Origin of the sequence: Blautia sp. AM28-27 (assembly GCF_003480905.1) — a bacterium.
GTDB lineage: Bacteria > Bacillota > Clostridia > Lachnospirales > Lachnospiraceae > Fusicatenibacter > Fusicatenibacter saccharivorans.
Genome location: NZ_QUJK01000008.1, coordinates 29,227 through 48,803, shown reverse-complemented (window position 1 = coordinate 48,803; position 19,577 = coordinate 29,227). Strand labels below are relative to the sequence as shown.

The 19,577-nt window shown below is 48.8% G+C and carries 16 protein-coding genes, 1 pseudogene and 1 other annotated feature; of the genes and pseudogenes, 13 read left to right on the top strand and 4 right to left on the bottom strand.

Features of this window, described 5'->3' with window-relative positions:
- The first annotated feature begins 38 nt into the window (after positions 1 to 38).
- From DW743_RS11540 to DW743_RS11525, 4 genes are all read left to right on the top strand, one after another.
- Complete coding sequence (locus tag DW743_RS11540; RefSeq protein ID WP_117761631.1) at positions 39 to 284, top strand: hypothetical protein; 246 nt, start codon at positions 39 to 41, stop codon at positions 282 to 284.
- A gap of 460 nt (positions 285 to 744) precedes the next feature.
- Entirely contained in the window at positions 745 to 1,302 is a 558-nt protein-coding gene (locus DW743_RS11535; RefSeq protein ID WP_117761632.1) for a hypothetical protein, read from the top strand.
- A 116-nt stretch (positions 1,303 to 1,418) separates the two neighbouring features.
- Positions 1,419 to 2,768, top strand: a complete 1,350-nt coding sequence (locus tag DW743_RS11530; RefSeq protein ID WP_117509858.1) for an MATE family efflux transporter — start codon at positions 1,419 to 1,421, stop codon at positions 2,766 to 2,768.
- 66 nt (positions 2,769 to 2,834) lie between these two features.
- Positions 2,835 to 3,875: a YeiH family protein gene (locus tag DW743_RS11525; protein ID WP_117761633.1), complete on the top strand. Its 1,041-nt coding sequence runs from the start codon at positions 2,835 to 2,837 to the stop codon at positions 3,873 to 3,875.
- Between the two features lie 55 nt (positions 3,876 to 3,930).
- Here DW743_RS11525 and DW743_RS11520 read toward each other — a convergent pair whose 3' ends face one another.
- Complete coding sequence (locus DW743_RS11520) at positions 3,931 to 4,746, bottom strand: Cof-type HAD-IIB family hydrolase (protein ID WP_117761634.1); 816 nt, start codon at positions 4,744 to 4,746, stop codon at positions 3,931 to 3,933.
- A gap of 331 nt (positions 4,747 to 5,077) precedes the next feature.
- Here DW743_RS11520 and DW743_RS11515 point away from each other — a divergent pair, with 331 nt between their 5' ends.
- The 4 genes from DW743_RS11515 to DW743_RS11500 all read left to right on the top strand — a co-directional run bounded on the left by DW743_RS11515 (position 5,078) and on the right by DW743_RS11500 (position 9,044).
- Positions 5,078 to 5,908, top strand: a complete 831-nt coding sequence (locus DW743_RS11515; protein ID WP_117761635.1) for an alpha/beta hydrolase — start codon at positions 5,078 to 5,080, stop codon at positions 5,906 to 5,908.
- A gap of 20 nt (positions 5,909 to 5,928) precedes the next feature.
- Positions 5,929 to 6,201, top strand: a complete 273-nt coding sequence (locus tag DW743_RS11510) for a hypothetical protein (protein ID WP_022461797.1) — start codon at positions 5,929 to 5,931, stop codon at positions 6,199 to 6,201.
- Between the two features lie 79 nt (positions 6,202 to 6,280).
- Positions 6,281 to 6,582 (top strand) — a binding site (T-box leader).
- A gap of 180 nt (positions 6,583 to 6,762) precedes the next feature.
- Positions 6,763 to 8,466, top strand: coding sequence for a proline--tRNA ligase (locus DW743_RS11505; RefSeq protein ID WP_022462387.1), 1,704 nt, complete (start codon positions 6,763 to 6,765; stop codon positions 8,464 to 8,466).
- A gap of 74 nt (positions 8,467 to 8,540) precedes the next feature.
- Complete coding sequence (locus DW743_RS11500; RefSeq protein ID WP_022462386.1) at positions 8,541 to 9,044, top strand: NUDIX hydrolase; 504 nt, start codon at positions 8,541 to 8,543, stop codon at positions 9,042 to 9,044.
- Between the two features lie 124 nt (positions 9,045 to 9,168).
- On the opposite strand, the gene DW743_RS11495 is transcribed toward DW743_RS11500, so the two are convergent.
- Together DW743_RS11495 and rfbD are read right to left on the bottom strand one after the other, a co-directional pair.
- Complete coding sequence (locus DW743_RS11495; RefSeq protein WP_022462385.1) at positions 9,169 to 10,467, bottom strand: dicarboxylate/amino acid:cation symporter; 1,299 nt, start codon at positions 10,465 to 10,467, stop codon at positions 9,169 to 9,171.
- A complete protein-coding gene (gene rfbD, locus DW743_RS11490; RefSeq protein ID WP_055228643.1) occupies positions 10,467 to 11,312 on the bottom strand; it encodes a dTDP-4-dehydrorhamnose reductase in 846 nt (281 codons plus the stop codon). Before rfbD ends, DW743_RS11495 begins: the two co-directional genes overlap by 1 nt.
- A gap of 212 nt (positions 11,313 to 11,524) precedes the next feature.
- Here rfbD and DW743_RS11485 point away from each other — a divergent pair, with 212 nt between their 5' ends.
- On the top strand, positions 11,525 to 12,856 hold the full coding sequence (locus DW743_RS11485; RefSeq protein WP_117761654.1) for an MATE family efflux transporter: 1,332 nt from the start codon (positions 11,525 to 11,527) through the stop codon (positions 12,854 to 12,856).
- Between the two features lie 162 nt (positions 12,857 to 13,018).
- Positions 13,019 to 14,245: a dicarboxylate/amino acid:cation symporter gene (locus DW743_RS11480; RefSeq protein ID WP_055219933.1), complete on the top strand. Its 1,227-nt coding sequence runs from the start codon at positions 13,019 to 13,021 to the stop codon at positions 14,243 to 14,245.
- A 67-nt stretch (positions 14,246 to 14,312) separates the two neighbouring features.
- Here DW743_RS11480 and DW743_RS11475 read toward each other — a convergent pair whose 3' ends face one another.
- Complete coding sequence (locus DW743_RS11475) at positions 14,313 to 15,527, bottom strand: GNAT family N-acetyltransferase (protein ID WP_022462381.1); 1,215 nt, start codon at positions 15,525 to 15,527, stop codon at positions 14,313 to 14,315.
- Positions 15,528 to 15,783: 256 nt separating this feature from the next.
- On the opposite strand from DW743_RS11475, the pseudogene DW743_RS11470 reads away from it, so the two are divergent.
- From DW743_RS11470 to DW743_RS11460, 3 genes and pseudogenes are all read left to right on the top strand, one after another.
- Positions 15,784 to 16,020, top strand: a pseudogene (locus tag DW743_RS11470) (TIM-barrel domain-containing protein); the annotation flags it as partial.
- Between the two features lie 191 nt (positions 16,021 to 16,211).
- Positions 16,212 to 18,290 (top strand): diguanylate cyclase, encoded by a 2,079-nt coding sequence (locus DW743_RS11465; RefSeq protein ID WP_330423522.1) that lies wholly within the window; start codon positions 16,212 to 16,214, stop codon positions 18,288 to 18,290.
- A gap of 252 nt (positions 18,291 to 18,542) precedes the next feature.
- On the top strand, positions 18,543 to 19,334 hold the full coding sequence (locus DW743_RS11460; protein ID WP_117761637.1) for a shikimate kinase: 792 nt from the start codon (positions 18,543 to 18,545) through the stop codon (positions 19,332 to 19,334).
- Positions 19,335 to 19,577: the final 243 nt, after the last annotated feature.

The following is a 19,577-nucleotide window of genomic DNA, read 5'->3' as shown; positions in this document are numbered from 1 at the left end:
TATTGCACAGTCGAAAGAAATAGCGAGGAGAAAATTGTATGAAAGTAGTAGGGGGAAAATTTGCTACCGGCGTAGATCTGATAGTGTGTGCTATTAGTGATTATTACGTGGCGAGTTTGTGGGTAAATGGAAAAGATGAAATTCAATCGAACTCATTAAAAACAAATATTATATTACTAATAGAGATAATGTTGCTATTAAGCATAGCAGCTTATGAAACCGTGACATTTTTACTAAAACAAATTTACATTTATGAAGGGGAAATAAAGCTATCTTTTTTTTGATATGAAAAAAAGATAGAATGGGAAGATTTCACTGTGATACAAAGATACGGTGATCGTTTTTTCTTCAATATATCGAAACAGAAAGATGGGAGTTTATTCTGGTGTACGTATCATCCATTTACCAGTATCATGCTATTTGATAAGTTTCGCGGACCGGGCAGCAGAATCATTCCGCTCAGTGCCGACGAATTTTGTGACCTCCTCACTTCATACGGTGTCAAGTATACGGAAAGTAAATAAAGCATGAGAAGAGTGGACGTGACCGTAAGATCCCACGAATTACCAGCTACTTCCCTTTTTATACGCAAATTTGGAAAAAGAAAGAAGGAAATGTTTTAGAATTACAGTTCGTTGATACCAGTGAACTATAACAGAAAGTGTTCTGCTTTCCTTGGTGTTTTTACGGAGAAAAGAGTGTAAAATAAATACAGACATCATTACATTGGTGGAGGATAAACAGTTGCTTGAATGGATTAATGTCTTTAAAGTAAACCGGAAAATTAAATCCCGTCTCTGGCCGTGGATTAAGATTATTTTAAGTATTGTTCTTTTCTTTGTGGTATTTTACAGTGACATCTATGTTCATATTCTGGATGGAACAAATCTGGGACGAATTGTGGAAGCAATGATTCTGGTTGTGTTTTCGTTTCTGGACTATCTGATCTGCTTTATTTCCGTAGCCGAAATGGACTGCCTGAAAGACCGGCGGTATGCGGCGGCAAAAGAGAGCGGTGAATTTTACACGCTTTCCCAAATCGAAAGCTCCCTGTTCAACTACGTGCCGCGTACCTATACGATTTATTACCGACGGGGAAGCAGAAGACTTACCTTCGGCGTACGGACAAGAACGACAGGAAATCTGCTGGAAATGGGCAGCAGAGAATATTTCATAGGACCGACAGGAAAGCGCGAGCAGATTGTGAAAGACCTCGATACGCTGATGAAAGAAGTAAAAAAATACGCAAGATTTGACAAAGTCCTGGTACAGGCAATCAATGGAGAACCGGTAAAGAAATGATGCCGGTTCTTCTTGCTTTTACGTAAAAATGCAGGTAAGATAAAAACAGCATGAGTGTAATACACATGCGTGAAAAATCATCAACAGAGAAGGTATGAAAATGGAGGAAACAAAAGATGAATTATCTGAAGGAACGGGATGGTGACCTGTTCTCCAATGCGGATCTGAAACGGCTGATTGTGCCGCTTCTGATTGAACAGCTTCTTGCCATCGCAGTCGGCATGGCGGATTCAATTATGGTATCCAGTGTCGGCGAGGCGGCGGTGTCGAGTGTGTCGCTGATTGATACAATCTTTATTCTGCTGATCAACATGTTCACCGCGATTGCAACCGGCGGAGCCGTCGTGTGCGGCCAGTATATCGGAAAGAAGCGGCCACACAAAGCATGTGAGGCAGCTGACCAGCTTCTGCTGGTGACAACGGCGCTGTCAGTTGTGATCATGGCGGCGGTCTATCTTTTAAAGCCGTTTATTCTGCATGTTGTGTTTGGAAACATTACGGCAGAGGTAGAAAGAAACTGCAATATTTATCTGATGATCGTAGCGGCCTCCATTCCGTTTCTGGCGGTTTACAACGGCTGTGCGGCCATTTTCCGTGCGCAGGGTGATTCGAAAACGCCGATGAAAATATCCATCGTCATGAACCTGATCAATATTTCGGGAAATGCGCTTCTGGTCTATGCGCTGAAATTCGGCGTGGACGGCGTTGCGATTCCGACGCTGCTTTCACGTATGTACGCGGCTGCGGCAGCATTTGTTCTCGTACATAATAAGCGGTATCCAGTGCGGTGCTCTTATCCGGTGAAATTAAAACCGGATTTCCATATGCTGAAAAAAATCCTTGGCATCGGCATTCCGAACGGCCTCGAGAACAGTATGTTCCAGCTCGGCAAAATTATGGTCTTAAGTATGATCACACAGTTCGGAACAGCGTCGATCGCGGCAAATGCCGTGTCCAACACGATTGCTGTCTTCCAGACACTGCCCGGTATGGCGATCGGAAATGCAGTGCTGACCGTAAGCGCACAGTGCGCGGGAGCGGGAGACTATGAGCAGGTAAAATACTATGCGAAAAAGCTGCACATCATCATTTATGGCATGATGATCGTCTGCTGTCTCGGTGTCATCGCGGCACTTCCGGCGGTGCTTCACGTTTACAGTCTGTCTGCGGAGGCAACAGCCATGACGGAAGATATCATCGTTTACCACGGCATCTGCTGTATGATAATCTGGCCAATTGCCTTCAATCTGCCGAATGTACTCCGCGCGTCCAATGATGTGGCATTTTGCATGATTCTCTCGATTCTTTCCATGTGGATCTGCAGAATCGGCATGAGCTATGTGCTCGGTGTGCGTATGGGATTCGGCGTCTTCGGTGTCTGGGTCGCCATGACGATGGACTGGGTTGTTCGTGCCATTTTCTTTGTCCTTCGCTATCGAAGCGGGAAGTGGCAGCATCAGACGTGATGAAAAATACGGAATGTTTTGGGGAGAGAGAAAGAAAAAACGATACATCTGGAGGAAGTTATTATTATGAAAAACGCAAAGAAACTGATTCCCGGAGCGGCGATTGCGCTGGTGATTGCCGTTGCGGCGAAATTCCTGGAAAGCCTGGAGGAGAGCGCCGGCCTGCACTTTATCGGAGCGTCGGTCATCGCCATGTTTATCGGTATGATTGTGAATGCCTTTTACAAGCCGAACAGCGTGACAGCGCCGGGAATTAAATTTACATCGAAGAAGATCCTGAAATTTGCGATTATTCTGCTCGGTGCGAGCCTGAATATCCGCACGGTGCTGACGGTCGGAAGATTTTCCCTGACGGTTATGGTATTTACCCTGGCAACGTGCTTTGGCCTCGGCGCACTGATCGGAAAAGCACTTGGACTGAACTGGAAGACGAGCAGCCTCATCAACGCCGGCACGGGTATCTGCGGCGGTTCCGCGATCGCGGCAATCGCGCCGGTCATCGAGGCAACCGATATGGACATTGCCTATGGCCTCTCCGCAACGTTTTTATTTGATACGGTCATGATTGTCGTATTCCCGATCCTCGGTCACTGGATGGGCCTTTCAGATGCCGCGTTTGGCCTCTGGGCCGGAACTGCGGTCAACGATACCTCAAGCGTCGTTGCCACCGGTTACGCATTCAGCGAGGCTGCCGGTGATTTCGCAACCATGGTAAAACTGACACGGACCCTCGCCATCATTCCGGCTGTTCTGGCATTCGCCGCCATCAACGTACATCTGAAACGGAAGGCGCAGGCAGCAGAAGGAACCGCCGTAAAGGTAAGCATCAAATCCATTTTTCCATGGTTTATCTTAGGTTTTCTCGCCATGTCAGCACTGACCTCCTTAGGTCTTATCCCGGCAGGCACAGCAGCCGCATTAAAAACCATCAGCAAATTTCTGATGGTGGCCGCCCTTGCGGCCATCGGCCTGAACACCGATTTCAAATCCCTCTGCCGCTCCGGCGCAAAGCCGATGCTGCACGGATTTATTATTTCGCTGCTGGTAGTCATTGTGGCGATCGCTGTTGAATTTGCTATCGGCATTGCGCCGCATGGGGTACTGTAAAGGAACAGAGAATTAAAAATCCAGACATCCGTATAGGATGCCTGGATTTTTTAAATCAAAACGGGTTTGTCGTTTCCTTCAAAAACGTTTTCAGAACCTGCAGCACCCCGTTCTCCCAGTACGGCGGGCAGGTGTGTTTTGCTGAGGCGATGACTTCCACTCGGGCGTTGGAGACGGCGTAGCTTTCGCCGGCGTTCTGAAGCATCTCGATGTCGTTCAGGTTGTCGCCGAAGCAGCAGACTTCGTCTGGGGTAAGGCCAAAGTAGTTCATCAGAAATGAGAGACCGGTCCATTTGCTGACGCCGCGGGCGTTGCAGTCCAACCATTCCTTACCGGCGACAGCGAGTTTTGCCTGATGATTCCACGCCGGGATGAAATTTGGGGAGCAAAGCTCTTCACAGGAGGTTGGATGGTAGATTGTGAATTTGATAATGTCCTCGTTTTCTACCTTCGATAGATCCGGTACTTCGCGGACATCGAAGCCGTAGGAGTCGCGGAGCCAGTGAAACATGCGGCTTCCGGCATCTTCGGCGAGGCAGTAGTCCGGGGTGGCGGCAAAGCAGTCGCAGGACGGAAGTTCGTCGTGTACCATGCGGCACATGGATTTCCAGAGTGCCGTTTCCATCGGATATGTTTTCAGAATCTTTTCCGGTGTGCGCACGACAGTTCCGCCATCGGAGATGTAGAGCAGGCGGTCCTTGATCGGAGCGAAAAGCTTCTGTTCACTGGAAAACTGGCGGCCGGAACAGACAACAAAATGGATGCCCTGGTCGACAAGCCTGGAAACAACAGTCATATATTCCGGGTCGATCAGAAGTGTGCCGTCTTTGACGAGCGTTCCATCGACATCGGTTGCAATCAACTTTATCATAATAGAAAATCTCCTTATCTTGTCACAGAAAAAATTCAAACTATAGCAAGACCAGAAAATAACGCAAAAAAGGCAGTGCTGCAGGGCGCGAATTACAAGGAACGGATTTGAAGGCGTACCGGGGTACGACGAAAATCCGTGACGCAGTAATTCACGTTCTGCAGTGCTGAATTTTTTGCATTATTTTCTGGGATTGCTATAAACATGATTATATCGTGAATTGCTTCGGGGTGCAAGCCGGAACCGGAGGAACGCAAAACTCCACGTTGACGAAACGCAGAAATAAGGCGTAAAATAAAGAAAAATATATATCCACAGGGGGATTTTTATTATGGCATTTATTCAGGTAAGCTTCATGTCAAAAACTTTAATGCGCACCGTACCGCTGCAGGTTATTCTGCCGGTCGACAAATTTACCTTTGGGCAGCCGGAGCGCGAGGAAAAACCGTTTAAAACGCTGTATTTGCTGCATGGCATTTTTGGGAATGAGACAGACTGGGTTCATGGAACCAGAATCCAAAGATGGGCAGAGGAGAAAAACCTTGCCGTTGTCATGCCGGCCGGCGAGAATGCGTTTTATGTGGATCAGCCGTCCATCGGTGCCATGCACGGACAGTTTATCGGAGAAGAACTGGTTGAGATTACAAGAAAAATGTTTCCGCTGTCCAGAAAAAGAGAAGACACCTTTATCGGAGGCCTTTCCATGGGTGGTTTTGGCGCACTCAGAAATGGCCTGAAATATCACGATACCTTCGGGGCTGTGATCTGCCTGTCCGGTGCACTTCATGTGCTGGAAAATCCGGAAGAGAGCAGAGCGGACAGCTTTGCACATGAAGAAGGTTATTTCGGAAATCTGGTCGAAGCAGCAAAGAGTGACAAAAACCCGGCTGTTCTTATCGAGCAGTTAAAGGAAGCACGGAAAAAAGAACCGTCTGTCAATGTGCCGACCGTATTCCAGGCGTGCGGAACAGAGGACGGACTTCTGGAAGTAAACCGTCTCTACCATAAACGGATGGAAGAGAGCGGCATGGACATTGTCTACTATGAGAGCAAGGGTGGCCATGAATGGGATTTCTGGGATGAGTGGATCAAAAAGGCACTGGACTGGCTGCCACTTGAGGAAAAGACGGAAGGTCTGAACAGCGGAAACGTAAATGTTTAAAGGAAAAAGGGAGACAGGCAATGCCAGAAACGAGAAATGACGAATTGTACCGTGCGTTAAAACACAACGGTTACCCGGACGACTTCTGCCGGGAAATTGCATACCGCCAGATGAACACCGATTTTACCGCCACGCGGATGCTCGGCTATCTCTACCGCGTCACAAGCCCGCGCGCCGAGGACGTTGTCGATGAGATGCTGGCTATCCTGAGTGACCGCAAAGCATGGATTGAGAAAAAACAGTCTGAGGAAGCCCAGGCGGCAATCAGCAGAATGTATCGGGAAGGCCTGTAACCTGGGCGGGCGTTTATGCAGAAAAAGCAGAAGGAACGGGCTTGCATTCTTTTCTGGTTTCTGCTACAATCAGTGCAGTGAAAAAGCGACGAAAAGAAACAGTAGCGACAGAGCGCATTCAGAGAGAAAGCGGCAGGTGAAAGCTTTTTGCAGAATCTATCGTGAACCGGTCTTGGAGCTGTGCACCGAAGAGAAGAAAATCCATCAGGGAAAATTTATTTCGTAGGCTGCACCGGGATCTCCCGTTACAGAGAAGGTACAGAGAGCAGAGATCACGCGTATTACAAAATACAAAAATCGTGGGGTACAAATGCTTTGTGTCAGAGTGCAGGAGTTTTCCTGAATTTAGGTGGTACCGCGGATAAAAAATTCGCCCTAAACTGCAGCTTGCGGTTTAGGGCTTTTTTCTGTTTGAAAACGAAGCATCTAACTCGTTACTTCAGTGATGAGTTAGATGCGTAAAATGTTGACTAAAAGCTTAAAATCGGACAGGCTGGAATGTTCTCGCGTCTGGAAGATTTCAGATGTTGAAAACCAAAAAAACAAGGAGGAAATCAGAAAATGAAACTTGAAAAATTAGTAGGAGAACGCTTCAAAGAAAGACCTGCTGACTGTGTCATCGACAGCCATGCTATTATGGTAAAAGGCGGATACATCAAATATATGGCAAACGGAATCTATTCTTCCTATCTGCCGCTGCGCCGCATTGTGCGCAAAATCGAGCAGATCCTGCGCGAGGAGATGGACAAAATCGACGGCCAGGAAGTGCAGTTCCCGGTTGTCATGCCGGCTTCTCTGTGGGATGAGTCCGGCCGTTACGATAGCATCGGCGATGAGCTGCTGCGCTTCACCGACCGCAACAATGCCAAAATGGTACTCGGCATGACCCACGAGGAGGCAGCCGTACACCTTGTACGCGAGTATGCACAGAGCTACACCAAATATCCGTTTATGATCTATCAGATCCAGACAAAATTCCGTGATGAGGCCCGTCCGAGAGCCGGACTGATCCGTGTGCGTGAGTTTACGATGAAGGATGCTTACTCCTTCCATACCAGCCAGGAAGATCTGGAGCAGTATTACGAGAAATGCCACGCAGCATACGAGCGTATCTTCGAGCGTGTCGGCGTGCCGGAGGTGGTATCTGTCAAATCCGATTCCGGTATGATGGGCGGCAACATCTCCCATGAGTTCATGCTTCTGACTCCGGTCGGAGAGGATTCCATCGTTCTGTGTGATTCCTGCGATTACAGAGCCAACATGGAGGCAGCTGAGAATATTTCCGACATCGCAAGAGACGCAGAATCCGCTGCACTCGAAAAGGTTTATACACCGAACGTCCACACCATTGAAGACGTCTGCAATTTCTTCGGAGACGAGACAAAGAACTCCTGCAAAGCCGTTGTTTATCAGCAGAATGTCGATGATAAATACGTTGTCCTTTTCATCCGCGGCGATCTCGAAGTCAACGAGACGAAGCTGGTCAACTTCCTCGGCGAGCAGGTTCACGCAGCCGTGATCACCGAAGAATGCGGACTGAACGCAGGCTATATCGGACCGGTGAACCTGAAGGTGAACGGAGATGCCGTTGTTCTCTATGATAAATCCCTCGAGGGAAGAAACAACCTTTCCTGCGGAGCCAACGAGGCAGAGCATCATTACAAAGGACTCGACATGGAGCGCGACGTTCCGAATGCCGAGTATCACGATTTTGCAAAAATCCAGGAGGGCGGCATCTGCCCGAAATGCGGCAAAAAGACCGTGAAGATCTCCAGAGGTATCGAGGTCGGAAATATCTTCCAGCTTGGAACCAAATATACAAAATCCATGAATATGACCTATGTCGATGCAAACGGCGAGAGCAAGACCCCGATCATGGGATGCTACGGTATCGGTGTCGGCCGTCTGGCAGCATCGGTCTGCGAGGCACATCACGATGAGTACGGCCCGATCTGGCCGAAAGCTATCGCTCCGTGGCAGGTACACCTCTGTGCAGTCCGCGTCGATGACGAGGAAGTCAGAGCATATGCGGACAAGTTGTACGAGGATCTGCAGAACGCAGGCATCGAAGTGATCTACGACGACAGAAGCGTCAGAGCCGGCGTAATGTTTGCCGATGCCGACCTGCTCGGCATTCCGCTGCGCATCATCGTAAGCCCGAAAAACATGAAACAGGGCGTTGTCGAGGTTGCATCCCGCGATAAGACTCTGAAAACACAAATTCCGCTGGAAAATGTAATGGAAGAGATTAAACAGTATCTGTAATGATTCAGAACCATGCGACAGGGAAGAAAAATCGCGATGGGGCTCGGAAGAAGTTCGACAGGAGAAAACACGATATGGAACTCTGGGATATCTATGATGAAAATAAACAGCCGACCGGCCGTACGATGAGACGGAATGACTGGCATATGAAGCCGGGCGAGTTTCACCTGACCGTACTCGGCGTAATCGCAAGACCGGATGGGACCTTTCTTATCACAAAACGTGTCATGACGAAAGCCTGGGCACCGGGCTGGTGGGAGGTTTCCGGCGGCGCGGCACAGGCAGGAGAGAGCTCCTGGGAGGCCGTGCGCCGTGAGGTCAGAGAGGAAACCGGACTCGATGTGAGCAAGGCTGACGGCGGTTATCTCTTTACCTACCGGCGCATCAACCCGGATGAGGGAGACAATTACTTTGTCGATGTTTATCGCTTCGTGATGGATATCAAAGACGAAGATCTTCATCTTCAGGAGGAAGAAACAGACGGCTACCGTTTTGCTACATTGGACGAAATCAAAGGGTACGCCGCAGAAGGTAAATTCCTGCATTACGACAGCATCCGCCAGGCATTTGAACTGTAACAGAAAAATAAGATAAGAAAAACGCGTTCCCGCCGGAAACCACAGGGGTTTCCGAAAACGGGAACGCGTTTTCTTAGCCTTAGAGCGTGTCTGAAAAAGGCTTTTCGCAAGCAGTTTATTGCAGTTAATCGCGATTGAATACTTCGCGGTTGAGCGCCTTTTCCTGATGGCTGACAATCGTTGTGCAGACAGCATCGCCTGTGATGTTGACGGCGGTACGCAGCATATCGAGAATACGGTCGATACCCATGATAAGAGCGATACCCTCCGTTGGCAGTCCGACGGAATTCAGTACCATAGCCAGGGTAACAAGGCCGACACTTGGGATACCGGCGGTACCGATGGAAGCCAGTGTTGCGGTAACAACAACCGTTGCGAGGTTTGCCGGGGTCAGATGAATACCGTACGCCTCTGCGATGAAGATGACAGCGACACCCTGCATAATGGAGGTACCATCCATGTTGATGGTTGCGCCGAGCGGAATGGTGAACGAAGAAATCTGCTTCGAGACACCCATCTTTTTGTTCAGTGTATCAATCGACATCGGGATTGTCGCGTTGGAGGTTGCGGTGGAAAATGCAAATCCCATAACCGGAAGGAATTTTTTCACGAATTTAATCGGATTCAGCCGTGTGAATACGAACAGAAGAACCTGATAAATGACGAAGCACTGCAGTGCCAGCGCCAGTGTTACATTTCCCATGTATTTCAGCATCGGTGCGAACGCAGAAAAGCCGACCGTTGCAAAGGTACGTGCAATCAGACAGAAAACGCCGACCGGAGCCACCTTCATGACCGTCATGGTCATTTCCATCATGACATCGTTAAACTGGCTGATAAAGTTGGAAACGACCGAAGCGCGGTTTCCGAGCTTTGCCAGCATTACGCCGACAAACAGGGCGAATACGATGATGGGAAGCATATCGCCGTTTGCCATGGAACCAATCGGGTTCTTCGGGATGATGTTGAGCAGTGTATCCACCAGGCTGACGCTGGAATCTGCTGCTGTCGAGGACAGGTCGGCTTTCTGAACCGCACTCATGTTAAGTCCGAGCCCCGGGTGAATGAGCAAGGCGGTTCCAAGTGCGATGCAGACGGCAAGTGCTGTGGTAACAAGGTAAAAGCCGATCGTTTTTACGCCGACCTTTCCGAGGGTTTTGCTGTCTCCGATGGACATACTTCCGCAGACGAGGGAGCAGAAGACAAGCGGTACGACAAGCATCTGCATCAGGCGGATAAAGCCCTGTCCGATGACATACAGCACACCTTCTACGATGACGGTGTCCTTGATATAGCTGGACGGGATCCAATAGTGAATCACCACGCCGAGCAGCGCACCGGCCAGCAGGGCAATAAAAATCTGGGTGGAAAGCCCGGGCTTCTTTTTTGACTTTTCCGTTGTTTCTTTTCTGTTTCGGACCATTATTCGATTCCTCCGGTTTCTTCGAGATATTCTTTCAGTGCCGTTTTCCAGTCGGGCGGCTCAGGAATACCGGTCAGGCGGAGCATCATGTTGTCCAGAACAGAATAGGTCGGGCGGACATCATCGCGTGCGACAACCGGGTAGAGATCAAGGTCACCGGTTTTTCCAGTATACTCGAGGATGGTTCTTGCAAACTCATAGCGGCTGCAGCTTCCGGGGCAGACAACGTGGTACAGACCATACTCCTCGCTGTCGATAAAGTGGCAGATCACGCGTGCAAGCTCAAAAGCACTGGTCGGAGCCGCATACTGGTTGTTTGGAACCTCCATCGTGCCGCCTTTTGCCGCATTGCGGAGTACTTCATCCACAAAATCGCGGCCGATCCCGTAAATCCAGGAGCTTCGGATGATGACAAAGCGGTTCAAAAGCTGTGTCAGGATTTTCTCTCCGGCCTCTTTTGATTTTCCGTAGATCGTACGCGGATGCACGGTATCAAACTCGTTGTACGGGATGCGGGATTCCTTGTCGAAAACGTCATCCGTTGAGATCTGAATAACCTTTGCGTCGATATCATTGGCGGCAAGCGCTACGTTGCGCACACCGATGGCATTGACACGATAGGCTTCGTCGATGTTTTTTTCACACTCGGCAACGTCGGTCATACCGGCGCAGTTGATGATAACGTCGGGACGGTTGACATAAACAAACTGTGTGACTTCATCGATTTTGGTAATATCAACCTCGTGAATATCCGTCGGAAGAAGCTGATATTCCACACCCTCCAGCAGTTCCAGAAGGGCAGTACCGATGTGGCCTTCGGCACCTGTAATCCATATTTTTTTCATAGGTTTTCTCCTGTCCTTGATTTATATACAGAAAAACTGTAATTGTATTTATTTTACCTGTGGACTTTACAGAAGTCAATAAATTATGGAAAGTCTCTGTGCAGAACCGGAAAAAAGTGGTATCATTTCTGTATATGTCTGCGGTGTAAGACTGCATATCTGCTACAAAAGAAGGAGGAGTATTTTTGAAAAAGAACAAATATGAAATCGACATGTGCAACGGCACGATTATGGACAAGCTGATTTCCTTTTCGCTGCCGCTGATGGTGTCCGGCATTCTGCAGCTGATGTTCAACGCGGTGGATATCATCGTCGTCGGACGGTTCAGCGGAAGCCAGGCGCTTGCGGCTGTCGGATCGACAACGGCACTCATCAACGTGTTCATCAACCTGTTTATGGGAATCTCGCTCGGTGCGAATGTGCTTGCGGCGCGGTATTATGCAGCGGGGCGCGACCGGGAGATGTCGGAAACGGTACATACATCGATCATGCTGGCGCTGATCAGCGGCGTTGTGATGGCGTTTGTGGGCGTATTTTTTGCAAAAGGCGCGCTGGAGCTGATGGATACACCGGCGGATGTCATTGATCAGTCGGCATTGTATATGAGAATTTACTTTATGGGAATGCCGTTTTTCATGCTGTACAACTACGGTGCGGCGATTCTGCGTGCCGTCGGCGACACGAAGCGGCCGCTGTATTTCCTGATTGTATCGGGTGTGATCAACGCTGGTCTGAATATGTTCCTCGTGATCGTGTTCAGTCTCGACGTGGCAGGTGTGGCGATTGCAACGGTGGTTTCGCAGGCGATCTCCTGCGTGCTGGTTCTGCGGTGCCTCTATAAGAGCGAGGGAAGTTATCAGCTCCGGTTTTCGAAGCTGTGCCTGAAAAAGGATTACATCATCCCGATTTTCCAGGTCGGCATCCCGGCGGGTATTCAGAGTACCGTCATCAACTTCTCGAACGTGCTGCTGCAGTCATCCGTCAATTCCTTCGGTTCGATTGCAATGGCAGGCTACACGGCGGCCAACAATGTGCTGGGATTTTTATACACCTCAGTCAACTCCGTCACCCAGGCGTGCATGAGCTTCACAAGCCAGAACTATGGTGTCGGAAAATACAAACGAATGGATAAGGTGCTGATCGACTGCCTGATTCTCTCCAGCGGCATCGCACTGGTGATGGGTGGCGGCGCGTATCTGTTCGGTACGGAAATCCTGAAGATTTACACCGGGGACCCGGAGGTTATCCGCTGCGGTATGGAAATTCTGTCGATCACGACGGTTCCGTATTTCCTCTGCGGCATCATGGACCTCTTCCCGGGAGCCCTGCGCGGTATGGGATGCTCGGCGGTGCCGATGATTCTGTCCGTCATCGGAACGGTCGGAACGCGAATCGTGTGGATCTTCGGCATTTTCCCGCAGCACCGCTCGCTGTATGTGCTGTTCATTTCGTATCCGGGATCGTGGATCATCACGATTATCATGCAGGTGATCTGCTATCTGATTATGCGGAAGAAAGTCCACAGCCGGGCAGCAGCCGTATAAAAAAGAAAAAAAAGACCAAAAGCCAGAAAAACCGCGGATAAATCCATTTTTAAGTGGAATTATCCGCGGTTGTGTGATAAGATGGCTGTATGCGAAGAGGCAGGTAGAAGATACAGGGACACCTGCCTCTTACTCTGTGAAAAAGGAGAGAAGAGAGAACATATGAAAAAGTTTTATGCATGGTATCAGAAGCATATTACAGGTGCGATCTTTACCGGACTGATTCTCGGTATCTTAACCGGACTTCTTCTGGCGGACCGCTTTACGCCGATTCTGACCGTAACCGGCGTCATCGGCGGCATCTACATGAACGCCTTGAATATGATGATTTTCCCGATGGTATTCTGCTCAATTGTCATGGGCATCTGCAGCATCGGAAATGCAAAAACGACAGGTAAGATCACCGGCTACTCGATGATTTTCTTCCTGTGCACCACCGCGATTGCAAGTGCAGTCGGCATTATCATTCCAAGACTGATCCGCCTCGGAAAGGGAGTCCATTTTGAGATGGCAACTTCCGATATCCAGGCGACCGAGATGACCAGCATCCTCGACACGATCAAAAACCTGATCCCGTCCAACCCGGTGAAGGCGTTTGCGGAGGGCAACATGCTCCAGGTACTCGTGTTCGCTGTCGTTGTCGGCTTTACGCTGATTGCGGTCGGAGAGAAGGGACAGCCGCTCTTAAACGTGATCGACTCCCTGAATGAGGTCTGTTTAAAAGTCATCAGCACCGTTATGTACTTCACCCCGATCGGTGTCTTCTGTACGATCGTGCCGGTTGTCGAGGCAAACGGAACCAAAACCATCGTTTCCTTGGCAACCCAGCTCATCATTCTGTATGTGGCATTCTATGGATTTGCGATCGTCGTCTACGGCGGCGCTGTAAAACTCATCGGAAAGACGAGTCCGGTCAAGTTCTTTAAGGCGATCATGCCGGCAGCCCTGAATGCATTCGGAACATGTTCCAGTTCCGCGACGATCCCAATCAGCAAGCGCTGTGTCGAGAAAGAACTCGGCGTTTCGAACCAGATCAGCAGTATCGCAATCCCGCTCGGTGCCACCGTCAATATGGATGCGGTATCGATCCTGATGTCGTTTATGATCATGTTCTTCGCAAATGCCTGCGGCATCAACGTCAGCATTTCGATGATGGTGATCATTCTGCTTGCCAACGTCCTGCTTTCTGTCGGAACACCGGGTATCCCGGGCGGCGCGATCGCATCATTCGCAGCACTCGCCACGATGGCAGGTCTTCCGGCCGGCGTCATGGGCGTTTACATCAGCATCAACACACTGTGTGACATGGGTGCCACCTGCGTCAACGTCATCGGCGATATGGCAGGCTGCGTTGTGCTGCAGGAGAAAATCAAACTGGAAGAAAACTAAAAAATGTTACATAGAAAAAGAGGGATTCCTTTCACGGGAGTCCCTCTTTTGCAATGCGTAAAATAAATTAAATATAGTCCGAAACATATGGAATATGGTGGAAGAGCAGGTCATCCAGGCATTCCACAGTCTGCGGCGTCGTTTCGATGCGCGCCATCTCATACAGCTTGGAAGCCGTCTTGTAGCCGAGCAGCAGTGTCGTGAGCGATGCGATCGTCATTTTCATCACATGGTCCGGCTCGCGGTCGGTCGGCACACAGTGTCCTTTTTCAAAGAAGAATGTGAAGCTGTCATTGTTCCACGGAAGCAGCTCATCCTCGATCTCAAAACGGATACACACATCCGGCTCGTCCGGGTCGCAGGCGTAATGTTCCATAAACTGCACGACATCGATGATACGCCCCATCGAGTACGGGCGAATCGTTTCTTTGATATCGCTGTCCTCAAGCTCGAACGCGATGGGTTCACTGTAGTAGTTATTTCCTTTGACCTCATCGATCATGGAATCGTGCGCATGAATATACTCCCAGAGTCCCAGCTGCGCTTCGCGGTTCAGATAGATCATCTCTTTGATATGCATGATATCGGAGCTGATCAGATAGACCATGTAGCCGTACGGCACATCATCAGCGGAATAGTAGATCGCAACGACGGTATCATCCTCATCCCAGCGGAAATATTCTTCCCACGCCAGATTGTTGCGGTAGAGGCAGCCGTGCGTCTTCGAAGCAAATTTGGTATGTAGTTCCTTAAAATCCTTGTCATCCCATGCTACGCGGCGCACATAGCCAGGGGCTTTGAGTTTCCGCGGCACCTGCGTGTCCTTGATGGTGTACGTCATCTTATTGGAAATGATTTCCCATCCGAGATTCCGGTAGAGCGGAATAGAGTAGGGATAGAGAAGCGCAAAGGAACGGTGGTTTTCCCGCATGCGCGTGAGACTCCGGATCATCAGCTTTTTCATGATGCCCTGGCCGGTGTATTCCGGGTAGGTGCAGACGCTGGTGACAAAACCGACGGGATAGCGGACACCGTAGATATTCATGTCCAGCGGATAAACCGCGAACTGTGATACCAGATCCTCCTCGCAGAAACAGCCGAGCACATCGGCACGGACGAGAACCGGGAATTTGGACTGCTTGATTTCATCGTCTTTCCATCCGCTTTCGGAAAGCTCCTGCTCTGTAACCTGAAAGGCGTAGCGCAGAAGTGCATTGTACTGCTCTGCGTCGTCGATGGTCAGCGGGCGGAAGGTTAAGTTCGAATCTTTCGTTTGAATCATGGATTACTCCCTCATTTTATTGTGAATCAAAGTATAGTGAATCAGATACTTTATTTTTTCGTAAATATTCTATCATAAGAAATGGAATTTGTGCAGTTAAAAATAAAGCCCATTCCGCAAATTTGGTAAAAAGATCAAAATAGTGTTAGAAATCGGATAAAAACTTCAAGAAACAGACAAAAAAATCTAATAAAATGAAAAACATACAGGGATAGTCTGCGCGAAAAAGTAGACATACGATTTCCAGGGTGACTGCGTTGAGATCGACGTGTTCAATCCGGAGACAAGAAAATATGTCTGGGACGTATGCAAGAAGAACTACTACGATTACGGCATCAATGCTTTCTGGCTGGATAACTCCGAGCCGGATTACGGTGTTTACGATTTCGATCATTACCGCTATATTGAAGGACCGGCGCTCTCCTGCAGCAACATCTATCCGCAGTTATACAGCCGTGTCTTCCATGATAAGAAGAAAAAACCGACCGCGTAAAACCGGTCGGTTTTTTTGAATAAATTTCCATTACAGGACGGTTTTTGTACACTTTTTTCTTGACGAAACGGGAAACAATCGTTACACTATTATGTATAACTGTAATTAGAATGGGAAAATGTAGCAAAACGCGGAAGCACACAAAGGGGTAATGAAGTTTTGTGTGTACCGGGGAGAAGAGAGGGAAACAGATGAATCAGACCGAATTGCCGGAATGTGAAAAAATAAATAAGAAAGAGCCTTCTAAGGATGTTCAGATGACACAGGAACAGGCAGAACGTCTGGTGGAACATCTGAAGAATATTTTCATGTATGTGCGGGTTCTCCGTCCGGATGAGATCGGAGATTTTATTATCGATGAAGAGAATGGCAAGCTGTGTGAATGCTACGCAGTATGGAACAAAGCGATGCCGTGCCTTAACTGTATTTCCGAAAAAGCCCTGCGGGAGAAATCGCAGAAATCAAAACTGGAATGCATTGCGTCGAATGTGTATCAGGTCATTGCAAGATACGTGGAGATCGAAGGAGAACCATGCGTGATCGAGATGATCAACCGTCTCGACGATGAAACACTGATGGACTCCGAAGGACGCCAGAATCTGGTAAGCAAGCTGAACAGCTACAGCGAAGAGCTGTATCGTGACGCGCTGACCGGAGTATTCAACCGCCGCTACTTCGAAGACCAGATCCGGGACGCCAGCTTTTGCTGCGGCGTAGCCATGATCGATCTCGATGATTTCAAATTATACAACGATACATACGGCCACAATGCCGGAGATATGGCGCTTGACACCATTGTAAAGACCGTCAACCGCTGCACCCGACGTACCGACCGTCTGATCCGCTTAGGAGGGGACGAATTTCTGCTGGTTCTGCCGGAGATGGATGAGGAAAACTTTGTACAGAAATTAAAACAGATTCAGTCACAGATCCATGAGGCACAGGTGCCGGGCTACTCGAAGATGCGTCTTTCCGTCAGCGTAGGAGGTGTTCTGACAAGAGATGAGACGATCGGCGAAGCTGCGATGCGTGCCGACCAGCTGATGTATCTTGCAAAACAACGGAAAAACATGGTTGTCACCGAGAAAGACCAGATCCTGGGTTGTCAGGACGATGTTGTCCGTCAGGAAAACCGCAGAGAAAAACAGCGCATCCTGATCGTGGATGATTCCGAGATGAACCGTATCATCCTCTCGGAGATTCTGCAGGATGAATACGATATCATCGAGGCTTCCACCGGCGAAGAGTGCCTGCGTCTGCTGGAAGAATACGGAACAGGCCTTGCGCTGATCCTTCTGGATATCGTCATGCCGGGCATGGACGGTTTCGGAGTGCTTGACTACATGAACCGCAACCACTGGATCGAAGAGGTTCCGGTCATCATGATATCGAGCGAGGATTCCACCGCATTTGTGCGCCGTGCGTATGAGCAGGGCGTATCCGATTATATCAGTCGTCCGTTTGATGCAAAAGTTGTTTACCAGCGTGTCTTCAACACGATCAAATTATATGCAAAACAGCGCCGTCTCGTGACGCTCGTCACCGAGCAGATTTACGAAAAAGAGAAAAACAATCAGATGATGATCAGTATCCTGAGCCATATCATGGAATTCCGGAATGGCGAGAGCGGACTTCATGTCCACCACATCAACGTTCTGACCAGTATGCTCCTCGAGCGTCTGGTACAGAAGACAGACCGCTACCACTTAAGCTGGTCCGATCAGCTGATGATCACAACGGCATCCGCGCTGCACGATATCGGAAAGATGTGCATTGACGAGAACATTTTAAATAAGCCGGGAAGGCTGACGAAAGAAGAGTTCGAGGAGATGAAGAAACATACCCTGATCGGAGCGTCCATGCTGAAGAGCCTGGAACTGTATCAGGACGAGAAGCTGGTACAGATTGCGTACCAGATCTGTCGCTGGCATCATGAGCGGTACGACGGAAAGGGTTACCCGGACGGCTTAAAAGGTGAGGAGATCCCGATTGCAGCCCAGGTTGTATCGATTGCCGATGTTTACGATGCGCTGACAAGCGAGCGTGTCTACAAATCGGCATACACGCACGAGAAAGCCATCGAGATGATCCTGAACGGCGAGTGCGGTACCTTCAGCCCGCTGATGCTCGAGTGTCTGCTCGATATCAAAGATGCCATCTGCGAGGAGCTGAACAACATATCCGAAGAAAAACAGACTTCGATTCAGATTGAAAAGCTGAAAAAGAATCTGAAATCGGGGGGGGGCAGAGCTGAGTTTTCTGAACTCTGATGAGAAGTTATCCACAGAAGATGCCTGGGAGAACAGGTATCATGCGGATTCGAAAGACGATCTTAAATAAAAATATACCAAAACCCATGGATTTCTGAAAAGATTCCATGGGCTTTTCGCACCTTTGTGCAAATTTTTGTTGTGATTCCGGAGGACAACTGCTATAATAACAGAAAATGTCAAAAAATACGACAAAAATACCGGAAGAGGGCTGTGCGAACAAGTACACACAAGTCTGGAAAGGATAAAAACATGAATCAGTTGGAAGTATTACGAGAGAGCCTCGGACAGTGCGATGAGATTATTCTGGATGCGCTGCTGATGAGAAACCGTATTGTCGAGGACATTATGGTATATAAAGAAGCAAATAACGTGCCGATTCTCCAGCCGGAGCAGGAAGCAAAACAGAAGGAATGGCTGGAACGCCGGATGCAGGAAAAACGCCATAAAAACGAAGTGGCGGATGTTTTCGAGAGCATCACAAGAAACAGTAAAAAGATTCAGGCAAGAAAGCTGTTCAATTATAATATTGTACTGATTGGCTTCATGGGAGCCGGAAAGAGCACCATTTCCGATTATCTCAAAACCGTGTTTGCCATGGATATCATCGAGATGGATCAGATCATCGCAGAGCGTGCCGGTATGAGCATCTCCGATATTTTTGAGACTTACGGCGAACAGTATTTCCGTGACTGCGAGACGAATCTTCTGATTGAAATGCAGTCGAGAACAAACGTTGTCATTTCGTGCGGCGGCGGAACTCCGATGCGTGAGTGCAACGTTGCGGAGATGAAAAAGAACGGCCGCGTTGTTCTTCTGACTGCAAAGCCGGAGACGATTTTAGACCGTGTCAAAGACAGCCACGACAGACCGCTGATCGAGAACAACAAAACCGTTCCGTTTATCGCAGATCTGATGAGCAAGCGCCGTGAGAAATATGAGGCCGCAGCCGACATTATCATCGAGACGGACGGAAAGAGCGAGCTGGAGATCTGTGAGGAGCTGATCCACAGCCTGCGGCAGATGGATGCAAAAGCGGAATAAAAGAGAAAAAGCAAAGAAAAAGAAGAAGCAAGAAAAAGCAAGAAAAAGAAAGAAAAAGAAAGAAAAAGAAAGGAAAAGAAGAAGGAGAATGCTGTGTGCGACGGCAGCCTCCTTCTTTTCCTTTTGATACCGAATTGTTGCGCACTTAAAAAATACAAAATGTGTAGGAAAAAAGATTGACAAAAAAGATATTTTTCGATATTCTGATAAAAGTTGGGCTAAAATCACGTGAAAAGATTGAAA

What these genes read in the sequence shown, in the direction of transcription:
- DW743_RS11540 (WP_117761631.1), top strand. Translation starts at nt 39, where the DNA reads ATGAAAGTAGTAGGGGGAAAATTTGCTACCGGCGTAGATCTGATAGTG.
- DW743_RS11530 (WP_117509858.1), top strand. Translation starts at nt 1,419, where the DNA reads ATGAATTATCTGAAGGAACGGGATGGTGACCTGTTCTCCAATGCGGAT.
- DW743_RS11525 (WP_117761633.1), top strand. Translation starts at nt 2,835, where the DNA reads ATGAAAAACGCAAAGAAACTGATTCCCGGAGCGGCGATTGCGCTGGTG.
- DW743_RS11520 (WP_117761634.1), bottom strand. Translation starts at nt 4,746, where the DNA reads ATGATAAAGTTGATTGCAACCGATGTCGATGGAACGCTCGTCAAAGAC.
- DW743_RS11515 (WP_117761635.1), top strand. Translation starts at nt 5,078, where the DNA reads ATGGCATTTATTCAGGTAAGCTTCATGTCAAAAACTTTAATGCGCACC.
- DW743_RS11510 (WP_022461797.1), top strand. Translation starts at nt 5,929, where the DNA reads ATGCCAGAAACGAGAAATGACGAATTGTACCGTGCGTTAAAACACAAC.
- DW743_RS11505 (WP_022462387.1), top strand. Translation starts at nt 6,763, where the DNA reads ATGAAACTTGAAAAATTAGTAGGAGAACGCTTCAAAGAAAGACCTGCT.
- DW743_RS11500 (WP_022462386.1), top strand. Translation starts at nt 8,541, where the DNA reads ATGGAACTCTGGGATATCTATGATGAAAATAAACAGCCGACCGGCCGT.
- DW743_RS11495 (WP_022462385.1), bottom strand. Translation starts at nt 10,467, where the DNA reads ATGGTCCGAAACAGAAAAGAAACAACGGAAAAGTCAAAAAAGAAGCCC.
- rfbD (WP_055228643.1), bottom strand. Translation starts at nt 11,312, where the DNA reads ATGAAAAAAATATGGATTACAGGTGCCGAAGGCCACATCGGTACTGCC.
- DW743_RS11485 (WP_117761654.1), top strand. Translation starts at nt 11,525, where the DNA reads ATGTGCAACGGCACGATTATGGACAAGCTGATTTCCTTTTCGCTGCCG.
- DW743_RS11480 (WP_055219933.1), top strand. Translation starts at nt 13,019, where the DNA reads ATGAAAAAGTTTTATGCATGGTATCAGAAGCATATTACAGGTGCGATC.
- DW743_RS11475 (WP_022462381.1), bottom strand. Translation starts at nt 15,527, where the DNA reads ATGATTCAAACGAAAGATTCGAACTTAACCTTCCGCCCGCTGACCATC.
- DW743_RS11465 (WP_330423522.1), top strand. Translation starts at nt 16,212, where the DNA reads ATGAATCAGACCGAATTGCCGGAATGTGAAAAAATAAATAAGAAAGAG.
- DW743_RS11460 (WP_117761637.1), top strand. Translation starts at nt 18,543, where the DNA reads ATGAATCAGTTGGAAGTATTACGAGAGAGCCTCGGACAGTGCGATGAG.